24 protein-coding genes are annotated in these 25,119 nt (G+C 71.6%); 13 read left to right on the top strand and 11 right to left on the bottom strand.

Features of this window, described 5'->3' with window-relative positions:
- The first annotated feature begins 152 nt into the window (after positions 1-152).
- A complete protein-coding gene (locus ABD350_RS07050) occupies positions 153-1,793 on the top strand; it encodes a protein kinase domain-containing protein (RefSeq protein ID WP_344346899.1) in 1,641 nt (546 codons plus the stop codon).
- A gap of 51 nt (positions 1,794-1,844) precedes the next feature.
- On the opposite strand, the gene ABD350_RS07045 is transcribed toward ABD350_RS07050, so the two are convergent.
- Positions 1,845-2,861: a phosphotransferase gene (locus ABD350_RS07045; protein ID WP_344346898.1), complete on the bottom strand. Its 1,017-nt coding sequence runs from the start codon at positions 2,859-2,861 to the stop codon at positions 1,845-1,847.
- 544 nt (positions 2,862-3,405) lie between these two features.
- Between ABD350_RS07045 and pdhA the strand changes: the two genes are divergently transcribed.
- From pdhA to ABD350_RS07030, 3 genes are read left to right on the top strand one after another with little or no spacing between them, the layout of a single operon-like run.
- The gene (gene pdhA, locus ABD350_RS07040; protein WP_344346897.1) at positions 3,406-4,623 is read left to right on the top strand and encodes a pyruvate dehydrogenase (acetyl-transferring) E1 component subunit alpha; all 1,218 of its coding nucleotides are present in this window, start codon (positions 3,406-3,408) and stop codon (positions 4,621-4,623) included.
- A gap of 1 nt (position 4,624) precedes the next feature.
- Complete coding sequence (locus ABD350_RS07035; RefSeq protein ID WP_344346896.1) at positions 4,625-5,602, top strand: alpha-ketoacid dehydrogenase subunit beta; 978 nt, start codon at positions 4,625-4,627, stop codon at positions 5,600-5,602.
- A 10-nt stretch (positions 5,603-5,612) separates the two neighbouring features.
- Entirely contained in the window at positions 5,613-7,052 is a 1,440-nt protein-coding gene (locus tag ABD350_RS07030; RefSeq protein ID WP_344346895.1) for a dihydrolipoamide acetyltransferase family protein, read from the top strand.
- Positions 7,053-7,128: 76 nt separating this feature from the next.
- Here the strand turns inward: ABD350_RS07030 and ABD350_RS07025 are convergent, their stop codons facing one another.
- From ABD350_RS07025 to ABD350_RS07010, 4 genes are all read right to left on the bottom strand, one after another.
- A complete protein-coding gene (locus tag ABD350_RS07025) occupies positions 7,129-7,500 on the bottom strand; it encodes a hypothetical protein (protein ID WP_344346894.1) in 372 nt (123 codons plus the stop codon).
- 101 nt (positions 7,501-7,601) lie between these two features.
- Entirely contained in the window at positions 7,602-8,588 is a 987-nt protein-coding gene (locus ABD350_RS07020; RefSeq protein WP_344346893.1) for an SdpI family protein, read from the bottom strand.
- A complete protein-coding gene (locus tag ABD350_RS07015) occupies positions 8,585-8,932 on the bottom strand; it encodes a GntR family transcriptional regulator (protein ID WP_030609456.1) in 348 nt (115 codons plus the stop codon). The genes ABD350_RS07020 and ABD350_RS07015 overlap by 4 nt, the downstream gene beginning before the upstream one ends.
- A gap of 106 nt (positions 8,933-9,038) precedes the next feature.
- Complete coding sequence (locus ABD350_RS07010; protein ID WP_344346892.1) at positions 9,039-9,941, bottom strand: D-alanyl-D-alanine carboxypeptidase family protein; 903 nt, start codon at positions 9,939-9,941, stop codon at positions 9,039-9,041.
- A 196-nt stretch (positions 9,942-10,137) separates the two neighbouring features.
- On the opposite strand from ABD350_RS07010, the gene ABD350_RS07005 reads away from it, so the two are divergent.
- A complete protein-coding gene (locus ABD350_RS07005) occupies positions 10,138-10,812 on the top strand; it encodes a GntR family transcriptional regulator (protein ID WP_344346891.1) in 675 nt (224 codons plus the stop codon).
- Entirely contained in the window at positions 10,809-12,116 is a 1,308-nt protein-coding gene (locus ABD350_RS07000; protein WP_344346890.1) for an MFS transporter, read from the top strand. Before ABD350_RS07005 ends, ABD350_RS07000 begins: the two co-directional genes overlap by 4 nt.
- An 84-nt stretch (positions 12,117-12,200) precedes the next feature.
- On the opposite strand, the gene ABD350_RS06995 is transcribed toward ABD350_RS07000, so the two are convergent.
- Positions 12,201-13,025 (bottom strand): maleylpyruvate isomerase family mycothiol-dependent enzyme, encoded by an 825-nt coding sequence (locus ABD350_RS06995; RefSeq protein WP_344346888.1) that lies wholly within the window; start codon positions 13,023-13,025, stop codon positions 12,201-12,203.
- Positions 13,026-13,209: 184 nt separating this feature from the next.
- On the opposite strand from ABD350_RS06995, the gene ABD350_RS06990 reads away from it, so the two are divergent.
- Positions 13,210-14,010 (top strand): carbon-nitrogen family hydrolase, encoded by an 801-nt coding sequence (locus ABD350_RS06990; protein ID WP_344346886.1) that lies wholly within the window; start codon positions 13,210-13,212, stop codon positions 14,008-14,010.
- Positions 14,011-14,037: 27 nt separating this feature from the next.
- Here the strand turns inward: ABD350_RS06990 and ABD350_RS06985 are convergent, their stop codons facing one another.
- Both ABD350_RS06985 and ABD350_RS06980 read right to left on the bottom strand, forming a co-directional pair.
- Positions 14,038-14,532 (bottom strand): LURP-one-related/scramblase family protein, encoded by a 495-nt coding sequence (locus ABD350_RS06985; RefSeq protein WP_344346885.1) that lies wholly within the window; start codon positions 14,530-14,532, stop codon positions 14,038-14,040.
- 43 nt (positions 14,533-14,575) lie between these two features.
- Complete coding sequence (locus ABD350_RS06980; RefSeq protein ID WP_344346884.1) at positions 14,576-15,577, bottom strand: helix-turn-helix domain-containing protein; 1,002 nt, start codon at positions 15,575-15,577, stop codon at positions 14,576-14,578.
- 51 nt (positions 15,578-15,628) lie between these two features.
- Here ABD350_RS06980 and ABD350_RS06975 point away from each other — a divergent pair, with 51 nt between their 5' ends.
- The 3 genes from ABD350_RS06975 to ABD350_RS06965 all read left to right on the top strand — a co-directional run bounded on the left by ABD350_RS06975 (position 15,629) and on the right by ABD350_RS06965 (position 18,976).
- Positions 15,629-16,033 carry a cupin domain-containing protein gene (locus ABD350_RS06975; RefSeq protein WP_344346883.1) on the top strand — a complete coding sequence of 135 codons (405 nt, stop codon included), beginning with the start codon at positions 15,629-15,631 and terminating at the stop codon, positions 16,031-16,033.
- A 145-nt stretch (positions 16,034-16,178) separates the two neighbouring features.
- Entirely contained in the window at positions 16,179-17,039 is an 861-nt protein-coding gene (locus ABD350_RS06970) for a calcium-binding protein (protein ID WP_344346882.1), read from the top strand.
- Between the two features lie 116 nt (positions 17,040-17,155).
- A complete protein-coding gene (locus tag ABD350_RS06965; protein WP_344346881.1) occupies positions 17,156-18,976 on the top strand; it encodes a thioredoxin-like domain-containing protein in 1,821 nt (606 codons plus the stop codon).
- A gap of 13 nt (positions 18,977-18,989) precedes the next feature.
- Here the strand turns inward: ABD350_RS06965 and ABD350_RS06960 are convergent, their stop codons facing one another.
- The 3 genes from ABD350_RS06960 to ABD350_RS06950 form a co-directional block, all read right to left on the bottom strand.
- Positions 18,990-19,244: a hypothetical protein gene (locus ABD350_RS06960; protein WP_030609484.1), complete on the bottom strand. Its 255-nt coding sequence runs from the start codon at positions 19,242-19,244 to the stop codon at positions 18,990-18,992.
- Between the two features lie 66 nt (positions 19,245-19,310).
- On the bottom strand, positions 19,311-20,606 hold the full coding sequence (locus tag ABD350_RS06955) for a M18 family aminopeptidase (protein WP_344346879.1): 1,296 nt from the start codon (positions 20,604-20,606) through the stop codon (positions 19,311-19,313).
- A gap of 93 nt (positions 20,607-20,699) precedes the next feature.
- On the bottom strand, positions 20,700-22,526 hold the full coding sequence (locus tag ABD350_RS06950) for an acyl-CoA dehydrogenase (RefSeq protein ID WP_344347054.1): 1,827 nt from the start codon (positions 22,524-22,526) through the stop codon (positions 20,700-20,702).
- Positions 22,527-22,829: 303 nt separating this feature from the next.
- Between ABD350_RS06950 and ABD350_RS06945 the strand changes: the two genes are divergently transcribed.
- From ABD350_RS06945 to ABD350_RS06935, 3 genes are all read left to right on the top strand, one after another.
- The gene (locus ABD350_RS06945; protein WP_344346878.1) at positions 22,830-23,258 is read left to right on the top strand and encodes a BP74-related protein; all 429 of its coding nucleotides are present in this window, start codon (positions 22,830-22,832) and stop codon (positions 23,256-23,258) included.
- 39 nt (positions 23,259-23,297) lie between these two features.
- Complete coding sequence (locus ABD350_RS06940; RefSeq protein ID WP_030609496.1) at positions 23,298-23,777, top strand: SseB family protein; 480 nt, start codon at positions 23,298-23,300, stop codon at positions 23,775-23,777.
- A 112-nt stretch (positions 23,778-23,889) separates the two neighbouring features.
- Positions 23,890-24,861, top strand: a complete 972-nt coding sequence (locus ABD350_RS06935) for a pirin family protein (RefSeq protein ID WP_344346877.1) — start codon at positions 23,890-23,892, stop codon at positions 24,859-24,861.
- Positions 24,862-25,119 lie beyond the last annotated feature (258 nt).

Raw genomic sequence — 25,119 nt, 5'->3', positions numbered from 1 at the left:
GACAGCGCCTGCTGGAGGTTTCATGACCGGTCCGTCTCGGGTCCGTCCCGGTCGCGGTTCCGGACCGGGGGCCCCCACGGAGGCTGTAGCGTGGCCGACGGAGACCGTAACAACACCGCGCGCACCGCGGGCAGAAACGACGGCGAGGACTGATGGCACAGACGCAGCGCTCTCAGGGCCCGTCCGACCCCGAGGCGACTGGCGGCGGCATGTCGGACGCGCCGGAGCTGTGGGGCAACGGCGGGCTCGTCGGCGACGGGCGGTACCGGCTCACGCACCGGCTCGGCCGGGGCGGCATGGCCGAGGTGTTCGCCGCCGAGGACGTCCGCCTGGGCCGCACGGTCGCGGTCAAGCTGCTCCGCGCGGACCTGGCCGAAGACCCGGTCTCCAAGGCGCGGTTCACCCGCGAGGCGCAGTCGGTCGCGGGGCTGAACCACCATGCGATCGTCGCCGTGTACGACTCCGGCGAGGACACGGTGGGCGGCCAGTCCGTGCCGTACATCGTCATGGAGCTGGTCGAGGGACGCACCATCCGCGACCTGCTGATGAACGCCGAGGCGCCGGGCCCCGAGCAGGCCCTGATCATCGTCTCGGGGGTGCTGGAGGCGCTCGCCTACTCGCACCAGCACGGCATCGTGCACCGTGACATCAAGCCGGCGAATGTCATCATCACCCACAGCGGTGCCGTCAAGGTGATGGACTTCGGCATCGCCCGCGCCCTGCACGGCGCGTCCACGACGATGACGCAGACCGGCATGGTCATGGGTACTCCGCAGTACCTCTCGCCGGAGCAGGCGCTCGGCAAGGCCGTCGACCACCGCTCCGACCTGTACGCCACCGGCTGCCTGCTGTACGAACTGCTCTCGCTCCGGCCCCCGTTCACCGGCGAGACGCCGCTCTCCGTGGTCTACCAGCACGTCCAGGACATGCCGGTGCCGCCGTCCCAGGTCGTCGACGGCACCTGCCCGCCGGAGCTGGACGGCCTGGTGATGCGCTCCCTCGCCAAGGACCCCGACGACCGGTTCCAGACGGCCGAGGAGATGCGCGGCCTGGTCCAGTACGGCCTGCAGATGCTGTACGAGCAGGGCGCCCACACCGGCACCTGGAGCACCGGCCCGGTGGAGGCGCACGACAGCCGGCACACCCCGTCGGCCGGTTTCGCGGGGACGACCGTCATGCCGCACCCGGTGGACGCGGGCGGCACCGCGCAGATCCCGCAGCCGATCCTGCCCACGGGCTACGGCAGCGACGACGACGGCGGCTTCGAGGGGCACGGCAACAAGGGCAGCGGGCGCGGCAAGCTGTGGATCCTCGCCGTCCTCGCGGTCATCGCGATCTCCGCGGGCGTGGCGCTGGCGCTGCACAGCGCGAACAACGGGGACGGGGGCAAGGGCTCCGACACCAAGCCGACGTCGACGCACTCCAAGAAGACGGAGAAGGAGTCGCCCTCGCCGACCCCGACCGAGGAGGACACCGGCGAGCCGTCGGACACCTCGGCCGGTACCGGTGAGTGGAACACGAGCGGCGGCGGCTCCGGCCAGCCGCCGGTCACCACGCCGTCGTACACCCGGACGGAGCCGGCCTCGCCGCCCCCCAGCAACGTGCCGTCGACCCCGCAGACCACGCCGTCGCAGCCCACGGACACGGTGAACGGCGGCTCCGACGCCGGCACCGGTGACGGCGGCACGGACGAGGGCACCACCGAGGGGAACACGGACGAGGGCACCAGCGAGGGCAACAGCGCCGAGGGCACCACGACCGTCGGCGGCACCACCGGCGACTCCGCCGGTTGAAGCGCACCTCCGGTGACCGGGCCGGCGACACCCTGAGGTGACGCCGGCCGCTTACCGGGCGAACGCGTCGCACACCGCGTCGTACTCGCGCGTCCACCACACCGCGAGCGCCGACGCGGCCGGGAACTGGCAGTCCGCGCGTATGTCGCCGCGCTCGTAGTGCCAGCGCAGCATCCAGAAGTCGTTCAGCCGCTCCCACCACACGCGGTGCACGGCCGCCGCCAGCTCCGAGGGCGTGGCACCGGCCGCGCGCCGGTACGCGCGCGCGTAGGCCCGCACCTTCGGCAGGTGCAGCCGTCCGGAGGGCCGCACGAAGAAGATGGCGGCGGCGCGGACGGCCTCCTCCGCGCGCGGCTGCACACCGAGCCGGTCCCAGTCCACGATGGCGGCCGGGGCGTCGTCCTTGTAGAGCAGGTTGAACGGGTGGAAGTCGCCGTGCACCCAGCCCACCGAGCCGCCGCGGGGCGGGCGCCGGTCCGCGTGCTGCTCCAGCAGGGCCCGGCGCTCCAGCAGCCGGTGCCGGGCGAGTTCGTCGAAGGCGTCGGCGGGCCGGTGCCGGCGCACGTGGGCCAGCAGGTCGTCGATGAGGGCGAAGGTGTCGGCCGGGTCGGCGCTCTCCATGGGGTGCGGGCCGGCCGCCGGGCGGGTACGGCCCTTGGGCGGCATCACCCGCTCCAGGCAGGCGTGCACGGCGCCCAGGAGCGCGCCGAGGCGGGCGCTCTCCGCGCGGGTGAGCTGGCCGCCGTGGCGGTGCCTGCCGTCGATCCAGGGGTGCAGGGCGTAGGCGTGGCCGCCGACGACCGCCACCGTGCGGCCCTCGCGGTGCGCGAGCGGCGGGGCGACCGGGACGCCGAGGGCGGCCAGGCGCTGGGTGGCCCGGTGCCGGCGCTCGATGGCGGCCGGGTCGGCGGTGTCCGGATCGAAGTGGTGCTTGAGGAAGTAACGGCCGCGGGTGGTGCACAGCCGGTAGCCGCGGTTGAGCAGCCCCTGGTCGACCGGCTCGCAGGTGAGGGCGGTACCCGCGGCATACAGGCGCAGCAGGGGGCCCAGAGGGGGCGCGTGAGGCACGACGGGTGGTACACATGAGCGCGGCACGCGCCAGATGTTAGGGCACGCGAGGAGCCCGTGAGCTGGGCGTTGTCACAGGCAGTCGCCGACGGTCGCATTCGGTCATGGGATGCGCTTCCGCTCGTACATCCGGGTGACAGTGAGCGCCCCTCCCGGTAACGCCCTCGCTTTCCAGCCCCCGGTAATCAGGCGGTAATAACAGGATTTCTCCTGCTTCACGGACGAGTCCTGTCTCACATCGGACCCTTCCCGCGACTGGGGTCGGCGGGATAACGTGCGCTTGCTCGGGCCTGCCGCAAGGCTGTGACCAGCGCGCTTTCCCACCGCCTCGATTTACTTGGAAATCCAAGCAAAATCGCAGGTCAGACGGGGTTTCACAGAAATGTGGGGCACTGGGTAACGTGATGGTTGCAGGGCGCTCGCCGGGGCACCTGTCACGCCTGTTCCCGGCCGAGTGGCACCCACCCCGTGCCCGGTGGTCGAAACAGGTGAGCCGCACTGGCCTACCGGCAACCCCGGGGGCCGGAACGACGGAGGAGCACACGTGACCGTGGAGAGCAGTGCCGCGCGCAAGCCGCGACGCACCGCCGCAGGCAAAGCCGGCACCACCGGCAGCACGACCGGAACCAGCGGCACCAAGCGCACCACCCGTACCACCCGCAGCACCGCGAAGAAGAGCACCGACCCCGACCTCGTGCAGCTCCTGACGCCGGAGGGCAAGCGGGTCGCGAACGCCGAGTACGACGCCTTCGTCGTCGGCATCACCCCCGAGGAACTGCGCGGCCTGTACCGCGACATGGTGCTCACCCGCCGCTTCGACGCCGAGGCCACCGCCCTGCAGCGCCAGGGCGAACTGGGCCTGTGGGCCTCCCTGCTGGGACAGGAGGCCGCCCAGATCGGCTCGGGCCGCGCCACCCGTCCGGACGACTACGTCTTCCCGACCTACCGCGAGCACGGCGTCGCCTGGTGCCGCGGTGTCGACCCGGCCAACCTGCTCGGCATGTTCCGCGGTGTGAACAACGGCGGCTGGGACCCGAACGGCAACAACTTCCACCTGTACACGATCGTCATCGGCTCCCAGACGCTGCACGCCACCGGTTACGCGATGGGCGTGGCCAAGGACGGCGCGGACTCGGCGGTCATCGCCTACTTCGGCGACGGTGCCTCCAGCCAGGGCGACGTGGCGGAATCGTTCACCTTCTCCGCGGTCTACAACGCGCCCGTGGTGTTCTTCTGCCAGAACAACCAGTGGGCGATCTCCGAGCCGACCGAGAAGCAGACCCGCGTCCCGCTGTACCAGCGCGCCCAGGGCTACGGCTTCCCGGGCGTCCGGGTCGACGGCAACGACGTGCTGGCCTGCCTCGCGGTCACCAAGTGGGCGCTGGAGCGGGCCCGCAACGGCGAGGGTCCCACCCTGGTCGAGGCGTACACCTACCGCATGGGCGCCCACACCACCTCCGACGACCCCACCCGCTACCGGGGCGACGAGGAGCGGCTGGCCTGGGAGGCGAAGGACCCGATCCTGCGCCTGCACCGCTACCTGGAGGCCTCAAACCACGCGGACGAGGGATTCTTCGCGGAACTTGAGGCGGAGTCCGAGGCGTTGGGCAAGCGAGTGCGCGAAGCGGTCCGTGCCATGCCCGACCCGGACCGGTTCGCCCTCTTCGAGAACGTGTACGCGGACGGACACGCGCTCGTGGACGAGGAGCGCGCCCAGTTCGCTGCCTACCAGGCGTCGTTCGCCGATGAAGGGGGTCACTGAGATGGCCGAGAAGATGGCGATGGCCAAGGCCATCAACGAGTCGCTGCGCCGCGCCCTGGACGCCGACCCCAAGGTCCTGATCATGGGCGAGGACGTCGGCAAGCTCGGCGGTGTCTTCCGGGTGACGGACGGCCTGCAGAAGGACTTCGGCGAGAGCCGGGTCATCGACACCCCGCTGGCCGAGTCCGGCATCGTCGGCACCGCGATCGGCCTGGCCCTGCGCGGTTACCGACCGGTGGTGGAGATCCAGTTCGACGGCTTCGTCTTCCCGGCCTACGACCAGATCGTCACCCAGCTGGCGAAGATGCACGCCCGCTCGCTGGGCAAGGTCAAGCTGCCGGTCGTCGTGCGCATCCCCTACGGCGGTGGCATCGGCGCGGTCGAGCACCACTCGGAGTCCCCGGAGGCGCTGTTCGCGCATGTGGCGGGTCTGAAGGTGGTCTCGCCGTCGAACGCCTCGGACGCGTACTGGATGATGCAGCAGGCCATCCAGAGCGACGACCCGGTGATCTACTTCGAGCCCAAGCGGCGCTACTGGGACAAGGGCGAGGTCGACCCCGACGCCATCCCGGCCCCGCTGCACAAGGCGCGCGTGGTCCGGGAGGGCACGGACCTGACCCTGGCGGCCTACGGCCCGATGGTGAAGCTGTGCCAGGAGGTCGCCGCGGCGGCGGCCGAGGAGGGCAGGTCCCTGGAGGTCCTGGACCTGCGCTCGGTCAGCCCGCTGGACTTCGACGCCGTCCAGGCCTCGGTGGAGAAGACCCGCCGCCTGGTCGTGGTGCACGAGGCGCCGGTGTTCTTCGGCTCGGGCGCGGAGATCGCCGCGCGGATCACCGAGCGCTGCTTCTACCACCTGGAGGCACCGGTGCTCCGGGTCGGCGGCTATCACGCCCCGTATCCGCCGGCCCGTCTGGAGGAGGAGTACCTGCCCGACCTGGACCGCGTGCTCGACGCCGTCGACCGCTCGCTGGCGTACTGAGGAGAGGGACGTGACGACGATGACGGATGCGTCCGTACGCGAGTTCAAGATGCCCGACGTAGGCGAGGGGCTCACCGAGGCGGAGATCCTCAAGTGGTACGTCCAGCCGGGTGACACGGTCACCGACGGCCAGGTGGTGTGCGAGGTGGAGACGGCGAAGGCGGCCGTCGAACTGCCCATCCCCTACGACGGTGTGGTCCGTGAGCTGCGCTTCCCCGAGGGCACCACGGTGGATGTGGGCACGGCCATCATCACGGTCGCCGTGGCCGGCGCCGCGCCCGAGGCGCCCGCCTCCACAGCCCCGCCCGAGGCGCCCGCCGGGCAGCCCGGGGCGGAGCCCGCCCCGGCCGGGGAGGAGCCGAAGCCGGAGGGCCGCCAGCCGGTCCTCGTCGGCTACGGCGTGGCCACCACCTCGACCAAGCGCCGCCCCCGCAAGGGCCCCCAGGCCGGCGTGCCGGAACCGGCGCAGGCGATCCAGTCCGAGCTGAACGGCCACGGCGGCACGCCCGCCGAGCAGGCCCGCCCGCTGGCCAAGCCCCCGGTGCGCAAGCTGGCCAAGGACCTCGGCGTCGACCTGGCCGCGATCACCCCGTCCGGCCCGGACGGCATCATCACCCGCGAGGACGTCCACGCGGCGGCCACGCCGCGCGCCGCCGAACCGGTCACCGCCCCCCCGGCCGCCGCAGCGGCCCCGGCCGCCCCGGCCGTCACCCCCGCGGCCCCGGCGCCCGTGGCGTCGTACGACACCGCGCGCGAGACCCGCGTCCCGGTCAAGGGCGTCCGCAAGGCCACCGCGCAGGCGATGGTCGGCTCGGCGTTCACCGCACCGCACGTCACCGAGTTCGTGACGGTGGACGTGACCCGCACCATGCGGCTGGTCGAGGAGCTGAAGCAGGACAAGGACATGCAGGGCCTGCGGGTCAACCCGCTCCTGCTGATCGCCAAGGCCCTGCTGGTCGCCATCAAGCGCAACCCGGAGATCAACGCCTCCTGGGACGAGGCCAACCAGGAGATCGTGCTCAAGCACTACGTCAACCTGGGCATCGCGGCGGCCACCCCCCGTGGGCTGATCGTGCCGAACATCAAGGACGCGCACGACAAGACGCTCCCGCAGCTCGCCGAGGCGCTCGGCGAACTGGTGACGACGGCCCGCGAGGGCAAGACCTCACCGGCGGCGATGCAGGGCGGCACGGTGACCATCACCAACGTCGGCGTCTTCGGCGTAGACACCGGCACGCCCCTCCTCAACCCGGGCGAGTCCGCGATCCTCGCGGTCGGTGCGATCAAGCTCCAGCCGTGGGTCCACAAGGGCAAGGTGAAGCCGCGCCAGGTCACCACCCTGGCCCTCTCCTTCGACCACCGCCTGGTCGACGGCGAGCTGGGCTCGAAGGTGCTCGCGGACGTGGCGGCGATCCTGGAACAGCCGAAGCGGTTGATCACCTGGGGTTGAGGCCCCGTCGGTGGGTAACCTCCGACCGGTGAAGGGGACGGCCGCAACCATCCGTTGCGACCGCCCCCTTCGCCATTCAGTGCCTGTCAGCCTTGATCGAGCACCTACACCGGTGCTGCGTCCTCCGTGCCGCCCCGCGAGCGGATACAGGCGTGCTTGCGCAGGGCCGCAGGCATGCGTTGACCACGGACAGCCGCTGCCGCCAGTCGGCCAGCAGGGCCTTCGTGGTGGGCGGCGCCACCGCATCGGCGCCGGACAGGGGACGCGGGAGGGCGAGACCTTCGAGCCGGTCCGCGATCCGCTCCATCGCCCGCACCATGGCCTGCTGGACGGCCGGGGCGGCCTTCTGCAGTTCGATCGACTCGCGCTGCCCCTTCGCCAGTTCCTCGTCCACCCGGAGGTTGTGCGCCTCCAGCCGGACGATGGCCTCCGCGACCTGTTCCGGCACGGCGTAGGCGATGGGCGCGCGGCTGCTTCCTGGGTTCGTTCATGTGGACACCTCCGTCGCGGAACGTAGAACGGAGGGGAAGGATCGGTGAGTTAGCCCGGTCAGTCGGTGGACAGCCGGGCGCGGAGCGTGTTGAGCAGGGCCGCGCCCCGTTCCGCGTCGTCCACGCTCACCGCGAAGTCGGCGCGGCGGCCCCGGGGCCGGATGACCAGACAGTCGCCGGCGCGGAGCATGACCGTCGTGCCGAGGCCGCTGATCCGGTACCCCCAGCCGCCGACCTGGGACGGCAGCCGTCGCTCGGCGCGGGCCGACTCGATGCGGGACGGGGACCAGCGGCGCACGGGCCAGCCGAGCGGGCCGAACGACACCTCCAGGCCCGCCTCCGACACCTTCGCCTGGACCGAGGAGAACGTGGCACAGCTGAGCGAGGCGACGGCGGACACCGCGCACACCGGCCCCAGCCCGGCGGGGTCGGCCAGACCCATGGCCAGGGCGACCAGCGTGACGACGGCCACCAGCCCGGTCACCGCCGCCAGCAGCCGTAGCCAGGGGTTGGCGGTGCGGGAGAACCACACCAGGCGTTCGCCCTCGGGCACCTCCAGCGTGGGGGCGGCGGTGGGGACGGCGGCGGGCCGTGGGGCGAACCGCCAGGCGGCCACCGCGGCGACCGCCGCGAGCGCGCCGATCAGCACCACACCGAGGGCCGGCTGGCGGGCCTGGTGCCAGTCGGTGTGGTCCAGGTTCGCCCGGACGACGGACACCTGGGCGCCGACGAGCACCGCCCCCGTGGGCGCGAGTGTCATCACCCGCCAGGAGCGCGCGGCGGGGCCGGAGCGGCGCGGGCGCACGCTGGTCGCGAGGACGGTCAGCAGCCAGACGCCGGCCGGGAGCAGGCAGGCCGCCCACAGGGGGAGCGAGCCGTCGGGGGTGCCGCCGCCGCTCCAGTGGGTCGCCGGCCGGTCGGGCAGCCGGTCCCGCAGGGCCCAGGGCAGTCCGGCGAGCACGGCCGTGACGCCCGCCGTCGTGCCGATCGGCCACCATCGCGCGGCACGGCTCCCGGGAACCGGCCCGGTGTCCACACCCGTCATGTCAACCCCCGGATCATGTCGATGACATCGGTCCGGCTGTAGCCCAGCCGGGACGCCTCCGCGACCAGCTCGCGCACCCGGATCTGGAGGCCGGAGCGCCGGGACGCTCCCTCGGCGACGGTGATGCCCCGGCCGCGCCGGAACTCCAGCAGGCCCTCGTCCCGCAGCTCGCGCAGTCCGCGCAGCACGGTGTTGACGTTGATGTCCAGAGCCGCGGAGAGGTCCCGGGCGGAGGGCAGCCGGTCGCCCGCGCGGCACTCGCCCTCGGCGATGGCCCGCCGGACCGCCGCGGCGACCTGTTCGTGCAGCGGGCGGGTGTCGGACGTGTCCAGACGCAGCAGCATGGTGCTAATGAAACTAGCACCATGCGTGCCAACGGGGAACCGGGTACAGCGAGAAGGGGGCCCGCCGCGGTGAGCGGCGGGCCCCCTTCCCGGGAGTGAGACGGTGTCAGCCGAGGCGGGCGAAGCCGTAGTTGAGGAGCTTCTTGGCGTCCGCCTCGCGGTTGGCGATGGAGGAGGAGGCGAGGACGGTGCCGATGACCGTCTTGTTCTTCCGGGTCGCGGCGAAGACCAGGCAGTACTTGGCCTCCGGGCCGGAGCCGGTCTTCACGCCGATGGTCCCGCTGTAGCTGCCGAGCAGCCCGTTGGTGTTCTTCCAGGGGGCCATCGTGCGGGTGCCGCCCGACTTGGTGCGCGTCTTGGCGGTGTACGTCTTGGTCTTGACGATCGCGCGGAACGTGGAGTTCTTCATCGCGCTGCTGGCGATCTTCGTCAGGTCGCGCGGCGTCGAGTAGTTGTTGCCGTTGCCGATGCCGTCGAAGGAGTCGAAGTGGGTGTTCTTCAGGCCCAGGTTCTTGGCGGCGGTGTTCATCTTGCCGATGAAGTTCTTCACGCGCGCCGCCCGGGTCGAGCCGGAGCCGTACTTGTCGGCGAGCGCGTAGGCGGCGTCACAGCCGGACGGCAGCATCAGGCCGTACAGCAGCTGCCGGACGGTCACCTGGTCGCCGACGATCAGGTGGGCCTGGGAGGCGTTGTTCTTGACGACGTAGTCGCTGTACGCCTTCTGGATCGTGACCTTGGAGTCGAGGTTGAGGTTCGACTGGGCGAGCACGACCTTGGCGGTCATGATCTTGGTGGTGGAGCCGGTGGAGAGCCGGGTGTCCGCCTTCTTCGTGTACAGCGTCGAGCTGTTGGCGTTGTTCATGAGGTACCCGCCCTTGGCCACGATCGAGGGCGCGGTGACGGCCTGTGCGGGCGCCGCGGTGAGGGCGCCGGTGGCGGCCATCGCGCCGGCGGTGACGGTGACGACGGCGGCCCTGCGGAGGCTGGTGCCCTTAATGCCGGTAATCAACTGATGTACCTCGAATGTGTTGAATGCCCCTGAAGCGCGGCCGAGTTGAGGTGGGTGCACAAGAGGCCGCATGTGTGTGACACGTAAGTAGCACAGAAGGTTGTGCGGTTGCCCGGGGAGTGGCGCTTCCCGGCCGCGACGGTCCGCATGGTGGACGGTCCATCACTTGCGTACGTGTTGTATCTATCCTGTGGGCATGAGAACGGCCGTCGAGCATTCCGCGTCCCAGTCCCTCAAGCAGCCACCCGCCGCCGACCGCGTGTACACCCACGTCAAGCAGGGTGTGCTCGACCGCCGCTACGAGGGCGGCACCCTGCTCACCGAGGGCGAGCTGGCCGAGGCCGTCGGGGTCTCGCGCACGCCCGTGCGGGAGGCGCTGCTGCGGCTGGAGGTCGAGGGCCTGCTCCGCCTCTACCCGAAGAAGGGCGCCCTGGTCCTGCCGGTCTCCGCGCAGGAGATCGCGGACGTGGTGGAGACCCGGCTGCTGGTCGAGGAACACGCGGCACGCAAGGCCGTACCCGCCCCGCCGGGCCTGCTGGAGCGGCTGACCGAGCTGCTGGAGCGGCAGAAGGCGCAGGCGGCCGCCGGTGATCTGGCCGCCGCCGCGGTCACCGACCGTTCCTTCCACGCCGAGATCGTGCGCAGCGGGGGCAACGAGATCCTCTCCCGGCTCTACGATCAGCTGCGCGACCGCCAGCTGCGGATGGGCGTCGCCGTCATGCACTCCCACCCCGACCGGATCGCCAAGACGCTCGCCGAGCACGAGGAGATCCTGAACGCGCTGCGCTCCGGGGACGCGGAGGCGGCCGTCGGCGTCGTGCACCGGCACGTGAGCTGGTTCTCGCACCTGGCGCGGGGTGAGGTCCGATGAGCGCGACGGTGCGCGGTGCCACCCTTCCGGGCGACCCCCCGGGCGGCCGGCGGGCGGTCGCCGTCTGGTCCATAGGCGTGGCGGTCTACTTCGTGGCCGTCATCTTCCGTACGTCGCTGGGGGTGGCCGGGCTGGACGCGGCCGACCGCTTCCACGTCAACGCCTCGGCCCTGTCCACCTTCTCCATACTCCAGTTGCTGGTCTACGCGGGCATGCAGATACCCGTCGGCCTGCTGGTCGACCGGCTCGGCACCAAGAAGGTGCTGAGCATGGGCGCGCTGCTGTTCACCGCCGGGCAGCTGGGCTTCGCCTTCTCCCCTTCCTACGGCACCGCGCTCGCCTCCCGGGCCCTGCTGGGCTGCGGCGACGCGATGACCTTCATCAGCGTGCTGCGGCTGGGCACCCGCTGGTTCTCGGCCCGGCGCGGTCCGATGGTCGCGCAGCTCGCGGGGCTGGTCGGCATGGCGGGCAACCTGGTCTCCACCCTGGTCCTCGCCCGGCTGCTGCACGGCATCGGCTGGACCCCGGCGTTCGCGGGCAGCGCGCTGGCGGGCGCGGTCGTCCTGGTGCTGACCCTGCTGTTCCTGAAGGACCACCCCGAGGGGCAGGAGCCGGAGCCGTCCCTGCACCGGGGCGCCGCCTACGTCCGCGGGCAGATCGCCGCGTCCTGGCGGGAGCCCGGCACCCGGCTGGGCCTGTGGGTGCACTTCACCACCCAGTTCCCGGCGATGGTGTTCCTGCTGCTGTGGGGCCTGCCGTTCCTCGTCGAGGCGCAGGGCCTCAGCCGTGCCACGGCCGGCGAACTGCTCACCCTCGTCGTGCTGTCCAACATGGTGATCGGCCTGGTCTACGGCCAGATCGTGGCCCGGCACCACGCGGCGCGGCTGCCGCTGGCGCTGGGCACGGTGGGCGCGACCGCGCTGCTGTGGGCGGCGACCCTGGCCTACCCCGGCCGGCACGCCCCGATGTGGCTGCTGCTGGTGCTGTGCGCGGTGCTCGGCGCGTGCGGGCCGGCGTCCATGCTCGGCTTCGACTTCGCCCGGCCGGCCAATCCGCCCGAGCGGCAGGGCACGGCGTCCGGCATCACCAACATGGGCGGTTTCATCGCCTCCATGACCACGCTGTTCGCGGTCGGCGTGCTGCTGGACGCGACCGGGGACGACTACACCGTGGCGTTCAGCTCCGTGTTCGTGCTCCAGGCGCTCGGGGTGAGCCAGATCCTCAGGCTGCGCGGGCGGGCGGCCCGGCGGGAGCGGGAGCGGTTGATCTCCAGCCGTATAGAGACGGTGCACGTGCCCGCGTAGCCGGGCGTGTTCCGCATGACCGTGCGCGTGCCGCGCAGCCGCATGGCGGCGGTGCGCGTACCCGCCGGGGGCCGGCGGCCGGGGCTACGGCGTGACCGCGAAGTGGCGCAGGATCGCCGCCGCCAGCTCCTGGTCGCCCTCCGTCTTCACCCGGTCCGCCACCGCCTCGGGGGAGGTCCGGCCGCAGGCCAGGCGGACGTACGTCTCCCAGTCGAGGGTGAGCGTGGCGGCCGGGCCGAGCGCGGGGACACTCTCCACGGTGCCGCGGCCCTGGATGTCGACGCGGACGGTGCGCAGGAACTCGACCGGGCCGTGCACGTCGAACACGATCGCCGAGCTGCGCGGGGCGCCCGCGTCCCGCGCGACGACCTTGGGCAGCGCCTCCAGCAGCACGTCCCGGGTGACGTACGCGCCCGGCGAGTCCAGGTTGCCGGGGCGCCCCAGGGCCGTGCGCAGGTCCTGCTCGTGCACCCACACGTCGAACGCCCGCATGCGGTAGGCCTGTTCCAGGGTGATCTCCTTGCCGAGCGGGCCGCGCACCAGGGTGCCGGGGTCACGGGACTCGTTACGGAGCTGGCGGTTGCGGCGGATGACCGTGTACTCCAGCTCGGCCGTCATCTCCGGCGCGGTGTGGTGCCGGCGGACGTCGACCTGCATCTCCATATAGCGCTGGTGCTCGGTGGCGACGTGGAAGAGGTCGCGCGGCAGGGCGTGGATGGGGCGCGGGTCGCCGAGCATCTCGCAGTCCATGCCGATGACATGGGACACGATGTCCCGCACCGACCAGCCGGGGCACGGGGTCCGCCGGTTCCACTCGCCCTCGACGAGTGACTGCGCCATCTCGGATATCGCTTCGATGGAGTGCGTCCAGGCGTCGGCGTAGGGCTGGAGAGTGGGATGCAGACTCACGGAACGGGACCCCTCGGCGGTCGGTACACGGGCGGGTTTGCGGCGGCGTTGCCGGCGGACGGCGGCTGCACTTCGGCGGGTGTCTTGAGACGCTAAGTTACGCTGCGGGAAGGCACACCGGCAGTGCTTTCGTGTGACGATCGTAGGCCCGTATGGACGACTCGAATCCCAGGACGGTGGTAGTGTGCGCGCCTCGCTGATCCAAGCAGCCGTGGACGAGCGGGAACCGGTCGACTCCCGGCGGCAGCGCCTGGCCGCTCTGGTACGTGAGCAGAACGGCGCCGACCTGGTCGTCCTGCCCGAGCTGTGGACCACCGGAGCCTTCGCCTACGAGGAGTTCGGCCGCGAGGCCGAGCCGCTGGAAGGGCCGACGTACGAGGCGATGGCCAAGGCGGCGAGCGACGCGGGCGTGTGGCTGCACGCCGGCTCCATCCCGGAACGCGACCCCGAGGGCCCCCTCTACAACACCTCTCTCGTCTTCTCCCCCTCCGGTGAACTGGCCGCGGCCTACCGCAAGATCCACCGCTTCGGCTTCGACAAGGGCGAGGCCGTGCTGATGGGCGCCGGCCGGGACCTGGTGACGGTCCGGCTGCCCGGCACCACGATCGGCGTGGCCACCTGCTACGACCTCCGTTTCCCCGAACTCTTCCGCGCACTGGCCGACGCCGGCGCCGAGACGCTGGTGATCCCGGCGGGCTGGCCCGAACGGCGACGCGCGCACTGGACGCTGCTGGCCCGGGCGCGGGCGGTGGAGAACCAGGCGTTCGTGCTCGCGTGCGGAACGGCCGGGACCCACGCCGGGGTTCCCCAGGCGGGTCACTCGATCGTGGTGGATCCGTGGGGCGAGGTGCTCGCCGAGGCCGGCTCCGGCGAAGAGGTCCTCACGGTCGAGTTCGACCCGGCGAAGGTGGCCGCGACCCGCGAGCAGTTCCCGGCGCTGAAGGACCGGGTCCTGGGCCTGGAGCCGCCCCGGCACCGGGGCTGAACACCTCCCGCCCGGGCCGGGCCGGGGTCAGTCCTCCTCGCCCTCCTTCTCGGCGAGGTGGATCACGCACACGGCCACCGCGATCAGCAGCGCCGGGTCGGCGTCCTCCCGGACGACGTCCACGCCGTAGGTGTCGCGAACGGCCAGCCAGCGGCGGGAGATCACCGCCAGGAGTTCGCCGTCGTACTCGACGGCGAACTCGCGGTCCAGGATCTTGCCGCTGACGTCCAGTTCGGTGCCGTCCACCAGGGCGACCCGGTAGTGGTTGCGCAGCAGGGACAGCCGCTTGCGCCTGATCCGGGCCAGGACCTCGCCGGCTCGCTCGATCACCATGGTGTCGCGCAGCGCGAACATCTTCTGGTGGATGTCGACCAGGACCCGCCCCTCGGTGTCCTTCAGCTCGAAGGTGTCCCGCAGCCGCATGGCCTTGCCGTCGACGAGGTAGACCTTCCGGCCGTGCTCGTCCTCGATCCACCAGTCGTCGCCGATGCCCAGGATCCGGTCGCGTACGAGGAATCTCATACGGAGCATGCTTCCCCGGGGCCGGGTGATCGTCACAAACCCGTCATACGGGCAGGGCCCCCTCTCCCGGCACCCCGCCGAACCGCTTGCGGTACGCCGACGGGCTCAGCCCCGTCTCCCGGCGCAGCCGGGCGCGCAGATTGGCCGCCGTGCCCAGACCGCTGCGCGCCGCCACCACGTCCAGCCGCTCCTCGCCCCGCTCGATCAGCCGGCAGGCCAGCGCCACCCGCTCCCCGGTGAGCCAGGCCAGCGGGGTCGTGCCCAGCTGGCTGCGGAACCGGCGGTGCAGGGTGGCGGGGGAGACGGCCGCGCGGGCGGCGAGACCGGTGACGGTCAGCGGCTCGCCCAGGTGTTCCTGCGCCCACGCCAGCAGCGGGCCGAGGGACTCGTCGGGCACCTCGGGCACCGGGCGCTCCACGAACTGGCGCTGCCCGCCGTCGCGGTGGGCGGCGAAGACCAGGCGGCGGGAGACGGTGTTGGCGACCTCGGCTCCGTGGTCGCGGCGCCAGAGGTGCAGTCCGAGGTCGAGGGCGGCGGCGCTGCCGGCGGCGGTGAGGATCCCGCCCTCGTCGACGAACAGCACATCGGGCTCCAGCCGCACCGCGGGATGGAGCTCCCGGAAGGACTCGGCCCACATCCAGTGGGTGGTGGCCCGGCGGCCGTCCAGCAGCCCGGCCTCGGCGAGCGCGAACGCGCCGGTGCAGAAGCTGATGACACGGGCGCCCCGCGCGTGCGTGCGGCGGATCGCGGCCAGGACGTCCGGTCCGCGCGGTACGACGTTGTCCGGGCGGCCGGGCACGATCAGGGTGTCGGCCGCGTCCACCGCCTCCAGGCCGGGCAGGCCGCTCATGGTGAAGAAGCCGTGGTTCATCCGGATCTCGGGGGCGGGCGCGCACAGCGTCACGTCGTAGCGCGGACCGTCTGGGCCCAGCTCCGGCCGGGGCAGCCCGAACATCTCGGTGGCGACACCGACTTCGAACGGGTTGGTGCCCGCGTCCACGAGCACCACCACCCGGTGCGGGGCTTGAGAGGATCCTTGCGGCATATGCGATTCCTAGCACTCGTACGGTGGTCCGGCCACCCGCAGGATGAGCGCATGGCACACACGGAACGCACCGAACCGGTCCTTCTCGAAGAGGCCCTCGCCTCCTTCACCCAGCAGTGGAGCCCCCGCATCGTCACCACGGTCAACGACTACGACGTGCGCGTGGCGAAACTGGAGGGCGAGCACCTCTGGCACGTGCACGAGAACACCGACGAGTTCTTCCTGGTCCTGTCCGGGGAGCTGCACATAGGCCTGCGCGGGCCGGGCGGCGAGCGCACGGTGGTGCTGCACAGGGGCGCGGTGTTCACCGTCCCGCGCGGCACCGAACACAAGCCGTACGCGCGCGTGCCCACCGAGATCCTGCTCTTCGAGCCCACCGGCACGCTCACGGTGGGCGACCGGCACGAGGAGGTGCCGGAGCACGTGGAGGTGACGACGGGCCACGCCCTCGCCTGACCGGGCGGCGGAATCCAGCCGACGGCGAAGCGGCCGACCGGTGAACTTTCCGTGCCGACGCGGAAGGTGCCCAACCAAACGGGAGCAACCCGAGTCGGAAGGGGCGTACGGCGCACGACCGCGCACGTCCTCCCGGAGGTTCGCCATGCTCCCTCGTCCCGCCCGCCGCCGGCTGCTCCACGCCGCTCCGGCGGCGACCCTGGTCCTCGGTGCGGCCCTGGCCGCACCCCTCACCCTGGCCGTCCCGGCCGGCGCCGCCACGGCGCCGGCCACCGCCGAGGTCAACGGCTACGACTGGCAGCTCACCTACCGGGCCGCCCCCGGCCAGGCCAACAAGGCGACCGTCACCGCCGCGCTCACCGCGGACCGCACGGGCATCACCTATCTCATCGACGACGTGGTGCCGGTCGAGGCGGGCCACGCCTGCGGCCATCCCGTCGCCGCGGACCACACGAAGGTCTCCTGCACGGTCACCGTCGTGGACAGCCAGGATCCCTACGCCGCCCTGGTCGTGGACCTCGGCGACCGCGACGACACGCTCGCCTACGAGAACGCCACCGACCAGATCTACTCCTACGCCCAGGTCTCGCTGGGCGCCGGCGACGACAAGGCGACCGACTCCGGCCGCCTCGACGGCGCCTACGTCTCGGGTGGCGCGGGCGACGACACCCTCACGGTCGGCAAGGAGGGCCTGGCCTGGGGCGGCGACGGCAACGACACGATCAACGCGGCCGGCGGCGGCAACATCGCGCAGGGCGGCAAGGGCGACGACACGCTGCGCGGCGGCGCCGGGTCCCAGTCCCTGTCCGGCGACGACGGCAAGGACACGATCACCGGCGGCACCGGCGCCGACGAGCTGTACGGCGGCAAGGGCGACGACGTCCTGTACGGCAACAGCGGCGACGACACGCTCTACGGCAACAGCGGCAACGACCGGCTCTACGGCGGCCCGGGGCGCGACACCCTCTCCGGCGGCCCCGGGCGGAACGTGGTCCACCAGGACTGATCGGTCCCGGCCCCTTTATCCACAGGCGGGCACGGGCGGGCACAGGAGGGCCCCGCCGGGCCGGGTTGTCCACAGGCGCCGAAACGTCCGTCGGCGCCGGGTGGCACCCTGGATCCATGACCGACTCCGCACCCCGACGCGCCCGAGTACGCGCCCCCGAGCTGATCGGCAAGGGCGGCTGGCTGAACACGGGAGACCAGCAGTACACCCTCGCCGACCTGCGCGGACGCATAGTCGTCCTGGACTTCTGGACCTTCTGCTGCATCAACTGCCTGCACGTCCTGGACGAGCTGCGCGAGCTGGAGGACAAGCACCGGGACACCGTCGTGGTGATCGGGGTGCACTCGCCGAAGTTCGTGCACGAGGCCGACCACCAGGCGGTCGTGGACGCCGTCGAGCGCTACGGCGTGGCACACCCGGTCCTGGACGACCCGGAGCTGGCCACCTGGAAGCAGTACGCGGTGCGCGCCTGGCCCACCCTCGTGGTGATCGACCCCGAGGGCTACGTCGTCGCCCAGCACGCCGGCGAGGGCCACGCGCACGCCATCGAGAGGCTGGTCGAGGAGCTGGAGGCCGAGCACGAGGCGAAGGGCACCCTGCGCCGCGGCGACGGCCCCTACGTGCCGCCGGAGCCGGAGCCGACGACGCTGCGCTTCCCCGGCAAGGCGCTGCTGCTGCCGTCGGGGAACTTCCTGGTCAGCGACACCACCCGGCATCAGCTGGTGGAGCTGGCCGAGGACGCCGAGACGGTCCTGCGGCGAATCGGCACCGGCACCCGCGGCTTCGCCGACGGCGGCCCGGAGCAGGCGTCCTTCAACGAGCCGCAGGGCCTCGCCCTGCTGGACGACGGCTCGGTGGTGGTCGCCGACACCGTGAACCACGCCCTGCGCCGCCTGGACACGGCCACCGGCGAGGTGACCACCCTGGCGGGCACCGGCAGGCAGTGGTGGCAGGGCTCGGCCACCTCCGGCCCGGCCCGCGAGGTCGACCTGTCCTCCCCGTGGGACGTGGCGGTCTTCGGCGGCAAGGTGTGGATCGCGATGGCGGGCGTCCACCAGCTGTGGACCTACGACCCGGCCGACTCGACGGTGGCGGTGGCGGCCGGCACCACCAACGAGGGCCTGGTGGACGGCCCCGGCGCCGAGGCCTGGTTCGCCCAGCCCTCCGGCCTCGCGGCCACCGCCGACCGGCTGTGGCTCGCCGACTCCGAGACCAGCGCCCTGCGCTGGGTGGACACCGACGGGCACGTGCACACCGCCGTCGGCACCGGCCTGTTCGACTTCGGCCACCGGGACGGCGCCGCGGAGCAGGCCCTCTTCCAGCACCCGCTCGGCGTCACCGCCCTGCCGGACGGCTCGGTCGCCGTCGCCGACACCTACAACCACGCCCTGCGCCGCTACGACCCCGCCACCGGGGAGGTCACCACGCTCGCCACCGATCTGCGCGAGCCCAGCGACGCCGTCCTCGTCGGCGAGGACATCGTGGTGGTGGAGTCGGCCCGGCACCGGCTGACCCGGCTGCGGCTGCCGGAGGAGGCGGTGCGCGTGGAGTCGGTCGCCCACCGCACCCGGCGCGCGGCCACCGAGGTCGCCCCCGGCCGCCTCCGCCTGGACGTGATCTTCCAGGCCCCGGCCGGCCAGAAGCTCGACACCCGCTACGGCCCCTCGACCCGCCTGCTGGTCTCCGCCACCCCGCCCGAGCTGCTGCTCAAGGGCGACGGGGCGGACACGGACCTGTCCCGCGAGCTGGAACTGAACCCGGCCGTGCCCGAGGGCGTCCTGCACGTCTCGGCGATGGCCGCGTCCTGCGATGACGACCCCGCCAACGAATACCCCGCCTGCCACGTCCACCAGCAGGACTGGGGCGTCCCGCTCCGCCTCACAGCGGGCGGGACGGACCGCCTGCCGCTCGTCCTGGCGGGCATGGACGAGCAGTAGGCAGGGCGTCGCGTCAGACGCCGTAACCGTCGCTGTAGCCGTCGACGCGGTGGTGGCGGTGGGGTTCCTCCTCCACCACCGGTGTCGTCGGCGGGACGACCACGCGGCGGCGGCGGGCGATCCCGCTGAACGTCGCGACGCCGATCAGGCCCACGGCCATCAGGATCAGGCCGACGACGGTGACGTTGACGCCCTTCATGTGCCAGTCGGTCGCGAACGTCAGAATGGCCCCCACGCCGATGAGGATGATGCATCCGCCGAGACCCATGAGACCTCGCCTCCCCTTCCGGTTCCGGAATCTCCGGTGTCGTCCGGGTACCCGGCGGGGTCGCGGCTAGCCCTCCAGGAAGGCCGTCAGGGCGTTCGCGAGGAGGAACGGGTCGTCGGCGCCGCACAGTTCGCGGACGCTGTGCATGGACAGGATCGCCACGCCGATGTCCACCGTGCGGATGCCGTGCCGGGCCGCGGTGATCGGGCCGATGGTGGTGCCGCACGGCATGGAGTTGTTCGACACGAAGCTCTGGAAGGGCACGCCCGCCTTCTCGCAGGCCGCGGCGAACACCGCGCGGCCCGAACCGTCGGTCGCGTAGCGGTTGTTGACGTTGACCTTGAGGATCGGGCCGCCGTTGACCCGCGGGTGGTGCGTCGGGTCGTGCCGCTCGGCGTAGTTGGGGTGCACGGCGTGACCGGTGTCGGAGGACAGACAGACCGAGGCGGCGAAGGCACGGGCCCGGTCCTCGAACGTCCCGCCGCGCGCGAGCACCGAGCGCTCCAGCACGGAGCCGAGCAGCGGGCCGTCCGCGCCGGTGTCCGACTGGGAGCCGTTCTCCTCGTGGTCGAACGCGGCCAGCACCGGGATACGGGTGAGCGGGGCGCCGGAGGCGGCGACGGCGGTGAGGGCGGCGACGCCGGCGTGCACGGACAGCAGGTTGTCCATGCGCGGACCGGCGACCAGCTCCCGTTCCCGGCCGAGGTAGGCCGGTGGCTCCACCGGATGGGTCATCAGGTCCCAGCCGGTCACCGAGCCCGCTGCCAGTGCGGCCTCCTGCTCCAGGAAGGCGATGAGGTCGCCGTCGCGTACCTCGTCGCCGAGGCCCCACACCGGCTGGAGGTGCCGCTGCTTGTCGAGTTTGAGCCCCTCGTTGACCGTGCGGTCCAGGTGGATGGCGAGCTGCGGCACCCGCAGCAGCGGCCGGTCCACGTTGACCAGGACGAAGGAGCCGTCGCGCAGGGTCAGCCGGCCGGCCAGGCCCAGGTCCCGGTCCAGCCAGGAGTTGAGCAGCGGGCCGCCGTAGATCTCCACGGCGATCTGGCGCCAGCCGTGCGCCCCGCTGTCCGGGCGCGGCTTGACCCTGAGGCTGGGGGAGTCGGTGTGCGCGCCGATGATGTGGAAGGGGGTGTGCGCCTCGGCGCCCTCGGGCACGTACCAGGCCACGATCGCGCCGCCGCGCAGCACGTACTTGCCGCCGTGCGTCCCGTCCCAGGCGTCCGTCTCCGCGACCTGCCGGAAGCCCGCCTTCTCCAGCCGTTCGGCGGTGTTCGCCACGGCGTGGTACGGCGACGGGCTCGCCGCCAGGAAGGACATCAGGTCGTCGGTGTGGCCGCGGTCGAAGCGGGCTGGTGCGCTCATGGGATTCACCTTAACGACGTGCACGGGCCCGCTCCCGGAAAGAGAGCGGGCCCGTGCGTGGAATCGACGGGGACGTCCGGAACGTCGGGGGCGCTAGAACGCGGCCTCGTCCAGTTCCATCAGGTCCAGCTCGACGTTGCCGGCGACCTTGCGGGCGAGGGTGACGCCCGGCAGGACGTTCGCCGCGAAGAACTTCGCCGCGGCGATCTTGCCGGTGTAGAAGGCCTTGTCCTTCGCCGAGGCGGTGGCCAGCTTCTCGGCGGCGACCGCGGCGCCCTTGAGGAGCAGGTAGCCGACGACCACGTCACCGGAGGCCATGAGCAGGCGGGTGGTGTTCAGGCCGACCTTGTAGATGTTCTTGGTGTCCTGCTCGGTGGCGGCCAGGTCGGTCAGCATGAGACCGACGATCGCCTCCAGCTCCACGGCCGCCTTGGCCAGCTGCTCGCGGGCGCCGGCCAGCTCCTCGCCGCCGGTGCCGAGCGCCAGGAACTTCTTGATGTCCTCGGCGAGGGAGTTCAGCGCGGCGCCCTGGTTGCGGACGATCTTCCGGAAGAAGAAGTCCTGGCCCTGGATCGCCGTGGTGCCCTCGTACAGGGTGTCGATCTTGGAGTCCCGGATGTACTGCTCGATCGGGTACTCCTGGAGGAAGCCGGAGCCGCCGAAGGTCTGCAGCGACTGGGCCAGCTGCTCGTAGCCCTTCTCGGAGCCGTAGCCCTTGACGATCGGCAGCAGCAGGTCGTTCAGCGCGTGCTCGGCGGAGGCGTCCTCGCCGTTCGCCTCCTTGATCTGGATGGCGTCCTGGACGGAGGCGGTGTACAGCACCAGGGCGCGCATGCCCTCCGCGTACGCCTTCTGCGTCATCAGCGAGCGGCGCACGTCGGGGTGGTGGGTGATGGTGACCTTGGGCGCGGTCTTGTCCATGAAGTTCGCCAGGTCCGGTCCCTGGACGCGCTCCTTGGCGTACTCCAGCGCGTTCAGGTAGCCGGTGGACAGCGTGGAGATCGCCTTCGTGCCGACCATCATGCGGGCGAACTCGATGATGCGGAACATCTGGCGGATGCCGTCGTGCTTGTCGCCGATCAGCCAGCCCTTGGCGGGGTGCTTGTCGCCGAAGGTCATCTCGCACGTGTTGGAGGCCTTCAGGCCCATCTTGTGCTCGACGTTGGTGGCGTACACGCCGTTGCGCTCGCCCAGCTCGCCGGTCTCGAAGTCGAACAGGTACTTCGGCACGAGGAAGAGGGACAGGCCCTTGGTGCCGGGGCCGGCGCCCTCGGGACGGGCGAGCACGTAGTGGAGGATGTTCTCCGACATGTCGTGCTCACCGGAGGTGATGAAGCGCTTCACGCCCTCGATGTGCCAGGAGCCGTCCTCCTGCTGGACCGCCTTGGTGCGGCCGGCGCCCACGTCCGAGCCCGCGTCGGGCTCGGTGAGCACCATGGTGGAGCCCCACTGCTTCTCGGTGGCGATCTTCGCGATGTGCTTCTGGACCTCGTTGCCCTCCTCGAAGAGGATGCCGGCGAACGCGGGGCCCGAGGAGTACATCCACACGGCCGGGTTGGCGCCCAGGATCAGCTCGGCGTAGGCCCAGATCAGGGAGCGCGGCGAGGTGGTGCCGCCGATCTCCTCGGGCAGGCCGAGCCGCCAGTACTCGGAGTCCATGAAGGCCTGGTAGCTCTTCTTGAAGGACGCCGAGACCGGCGCGGTGTTGGTCTGCGGGTCGAAGACCGGCGGGTTGCGGTCGGCGTCGGTGAAGGACTCGGCCAGCTCGTTCTCCGAGAGGCGGGTCATCTCCTCCAGGATGCTCTTGGCGGTGTCGACGTCCATCTCCTCGAACGGGCCGGTGCCGTACACCTTGTCGCGCCCGAGTACTTCGAAGAGGTTGAACTCGATGTCGCGGAGATTCGACTTGTAGTGCCCCATGGCGACGGCTCCGTAGAGGGATCGGCGAGGCACTGACTCCTCGCACCTAGTTCACGTACCAACAAGTAGCTACGATGATGCTACCCGCCGGTAATAAGACGCAACCCCGATCCGGGCATCTGTGACGCGTCTCAAGTGCGGCCGAGCCCGGCGTACGCCAGGTGCATGCCCTCTCCGAGCGCCCCGTGAACACTCCGGCACGCTCCGGCCGTTCGGGCGATTCCGGCCGCCGAGCGGGGCACGTGCCGTAACTCGACCCCTACGCTTCGTGGTCGATCTTTCTCATCACGTGCGGAGGCACCCATGCGACGACTCCTGAGCAAGCTCGGCGGTCTGGCGGCCGCGACGATGCTCACCCTCGGCCTGGCCCACCCCGCGCAGGCGGCGGACCCGGCGTATTTCGAGTTCACGGACATCACCCGGGAAAAGGCCGTCGTCCGGATCGACGACCCCGCCAAAATCCGGCACGCCCGGGACCTGCTCAGCGGGGAGACGGACGAGCGCCCCCACCTCGTCGGGCGGATCGTCAAGCGCCAGGCCGACTACAACCCGAGGTGGTCCTTCCACTACAACCCGGACACCGTCGACTTCTTCGACGTGGCCATCGAGGTCTGCGACGCCACCCTCCCCTACGTCGAGGACCACCTGGACGAGGCGGGCGGCGCCTTCCTGCCCGGGCTCGTCTGGTGCCCCTGGTCCTCCCGCCTGGTGCGCGAGGTTCCCGCGCCGTAACCCGTCCGGGTGAAGGGGCGGCTCGGTACGCTTCTCCCCATGTACGGCTACGACCAGAACGTGGGCGCTCAGCAGCAGTACGCCCCGCCGCAGCAGCAGATGCCGGGCGGTGTCGGCGGGTACGGCCAGCAGCCGCCGCTCTATCCGGAGCCGTCCCCGCCGTCGCTCGCGGACGCGGTGCGGGCCTTCACCACCGGGCAGATGGCCGCCGAGGACTTCCAGCAGATCTTCGCCACCTCCAAGGTGTACTGCCCGCGCGGCGACACCCCCGGCTTCCTCGCCCTGCACAACACCCAGCAGCCGGTGATCCCGATGTTCACCTCGCTGAAGGAGCTGCGGCGGTACGCGGGCAAGGAGTCCAAGTACTTCGTGATCACCGGCGCCGAGGTGATCGACCTGCTGCCCACCGGTTACGGCTTCGTCCTGGACATGGAGGGCGAGCACCGGATCGTGTTCGACGCCAAGGCGGTCGAGCAGATGGTCGACTTCGCGATGCGCCGCATGTACGGCGGCGGCTGAGCCGGCACCCGGACGGACGGACCCGGAGGGAATTCCCTCCGGGTCCGCTCTGTTGTGGGTGACAAGAAGTTCAACGCTCAACTAAAGTGGGCGTACCAAGGAGGTACCCGCCATGCCCGCAGTGACCGTCGAGAACCCGTTGACGCTGCCCCGTGTGACCGCTCCCGCCGACGCCGTGGCACGTCCCGTGCTCGCCGTCACGACCGCCCCGAGCGGTTTCGAGGGTGAGGGATTCCCGGTGCGCCGGGCGTTCGCGGGGATCAACTACCGCCACCTCGACCCGTTCATCATGATGGACCAGATGGGGGAGGTGGAGTATCAGGCCGGGGAGCCGAAGGGGACCCCGTGGCACCCGCACCGCGGCTTCGAGACCGTCACGTACATCATCGACGGGATCTTCGACCACCAGGATTCCAACGGGGGCGGCGGCACCATCACCAACGGCGACACCCAGTGGATGACCGCGGGCTCGGGCCTGCTGCACATCGAGGCCCCGCCGGAGCACCTGGTCCTGTCCGGTGGCCTCTTCCACGGCCTCCAGCTGTGGGTGAACCTGCCGGCCAAGGACAAGATGATGCCTCCGCGCTACCAGGACATCCGCGGCGGTCACGTCCAACTGCTGACCACGCCCGACGGCGGCGCGCTGCTGCGCGTGATCGCCGGTGAGCTGGACGGGCACGCCGGGCCCGGCGTCACGCACACGCCGATCACGATGATCCACGCGACGGTGGCGCCGGGTGCGGAGGTCACGTTGCCGTGGCGGGAGGACTTCAACGGGCTGGCGTACGTCCTCGCGGGCCGCGGCAGCGTCGGCAGGGAGCGCCGGCCGGTCCACCTCGGCCAGACGGCGGTCTTCGGCGCGGGAGGCTCGCTGACCGTACGCGCGGACGAGCGGCAGGACTCCCACACCCCGGATCTGGAGGTCGTCCTCCTCGGCGGCCGGCCGATCCGTGAGCCGATGGCCCACTACGGCCCGTTCGTCATGAACACCCGCGAGGAGCTCCAGCAGGCGTTCGAGGACTTCCGGAAGGGCCGCCTGGGGACCGTTCCGGCCGTGCACGGGATGACCGGGGACGGAATGTAGGGATCACCGGGATCCCGCGGGGACGAGGCCGGTGCGGAGCTCACGGGTACGGGGGCCCGCGCCGGCCGTCTTCCCCGTCTCCCTGGTGACGAGGATCGGCGGCCCGGTACCGAAGACGGGGAAATAGCTGGTCATCACCTGCTTTTCGGGGGCGTGAGCGGAGTAGTGTGAAGACACCGGGAGCTCTTCGCGCACCGGCTCCGCCGCGGGTGCCGTTCCCGGTGATCGAAGGCGCCGGGCCGCACCCACGGACCCGGG

Source organism: Streptomyces nogalater (assembly GCF_039532885.1).
Taxonomy (GTDB): domain Bacteria; phylum Actinomycetota; class Actinomycetes; order Streptomycetales; family Streptomycetaceae; genus Streptomyces; species Streptomyces nogalater.
Note: the sequence above shows the minus strand (reverse complement) of the source record. Positions and strands in the feature narration are given on the sequence as shown.

Excerpts from the sequence above, each read along its gene's own strand:
- ABD350_RS07050 (WP_344346899.1), top strand. The coding sequence starts at position 153 with ATGGCACAGACGCAGCGCTCTCAGGGCCCGTCCGACCCCGAGGCGACT.
- ABD350_RS07000 (WP_344346890.1), top strand. The coding sequence starts at position 10,809 with ATGAGCGCGACGGTGCGCGGTGCCACCCTTCCGGGCGACCCCCCGGGC.
- ABD350_RS07005 (WP_344346891.1), top strand. The coding sequence starts at position 10,138 with ATGAGAACGGCCGTCGAGCATTCCGCGTCCCAGTCCCTCAAGCAGCCA.
- ABD350_RS06950 (WP_344347054.1), bottom strand. The coding sequence starts at position 22,526 with ATGGGGCACTACAAGTCGAATCTCCGCGACATCGAGTTCAACCTCTTC.
- ABD350_RS06935 (WP_344346877.1), top strand. The coding sequence starts at position 23,890 with ATGCCCGCAGTGACCGTCGAGAACCCGTTGACGCTGCCCCGTGTGACC.
- ABD350_RS06975 (WP_344346883.1), top strand. The coding sequence starts at position 15,629 with ATGGCACACACGGAACGCACCGAACCGGTCCTTCTCGAAGAGGCCCTC.
- ABD350_RS07020 (WP_344346893.1), bottom strand. The coding sequence starts at position 8,588 with ATGACGGGTGTGGACACCGGGCCGGTTCCCGGGAGCCGTGCCGCGCGA.
- ABD350_RS07015 (WP_030609456.1), bottom strand. The coding sequence starts at position 8,932 with ATGCTGCTGCGTCTGGACACGTCCGACACCCGCCCGCTGCACGAACAG.
- ABD350_RS06985 (WP_344346885.1), bottom strand. The coding sequence starts at position 14,532 with ATGAGATTCCTCGTACGCGACCGGATCCTGGGCATCGGCGACGACTGG.
- ABD350_RS06940 (WP_030609496.1), top strand. The coding sequence starts at position 23,298 with ATGTACGGCTACGACCAGAACGTGGGCGCTCAGCAGCAGTACGCCCCG.
- ABD350_RS06945 (WP_344346878.1), top strand. The coding sequence starts at position 22,830 with ATGCGACGACTCCTGAGCAAGCTCGGCGGTCTGGCGGCCGCGACGATG.
- ABD350_RS06960 (WP_030609484.1), bottom strand. The coding sequence starts at position 19,244 with ATGGGTCTCGGCGGATGCATCATCCTCATCGGCGTGGGGGCCATTCTG.
- ABD350_RS07035 (WP_344346896.1), top strand. The coding sequence starts at position 4,625 with ATGGCCGAGAAGATGGCGATGGCCAAGGCCATCAACGAGTCGCTGCGC.
- ABD350_RS06965 (WP_344346881.1), top strand. The coding sequence starts at position 17,156 with ATGACCGACTCCGCACCCCGACGCGCCCGAGTACGCGCCCCCGAGCTG.
- ABD350_RS06970 (WP_344346882.1), top strand. The coding sequence starts at position 16,179 with ATGCTCCCTCGTCCCGCCCGCCGCCGGCTGCTCCACGCCGCTCCGGCG.
- ABD350_RS06955 (WP_344346879.1), bottom strand. The coding sequence starts at position 20,606 with ATGAGCGCACCAGCCCGCTTCGACCGCGGCCACACCGACGACCTGATG.
- ABD350_RS06980 (WP_344346884.1), bottom strand. The coding sequence starts at position 15,577 with ATGCCGCAAGGATCCTCTCAAGCCCCGCACCGGGTGGTGGTGCTCGTG.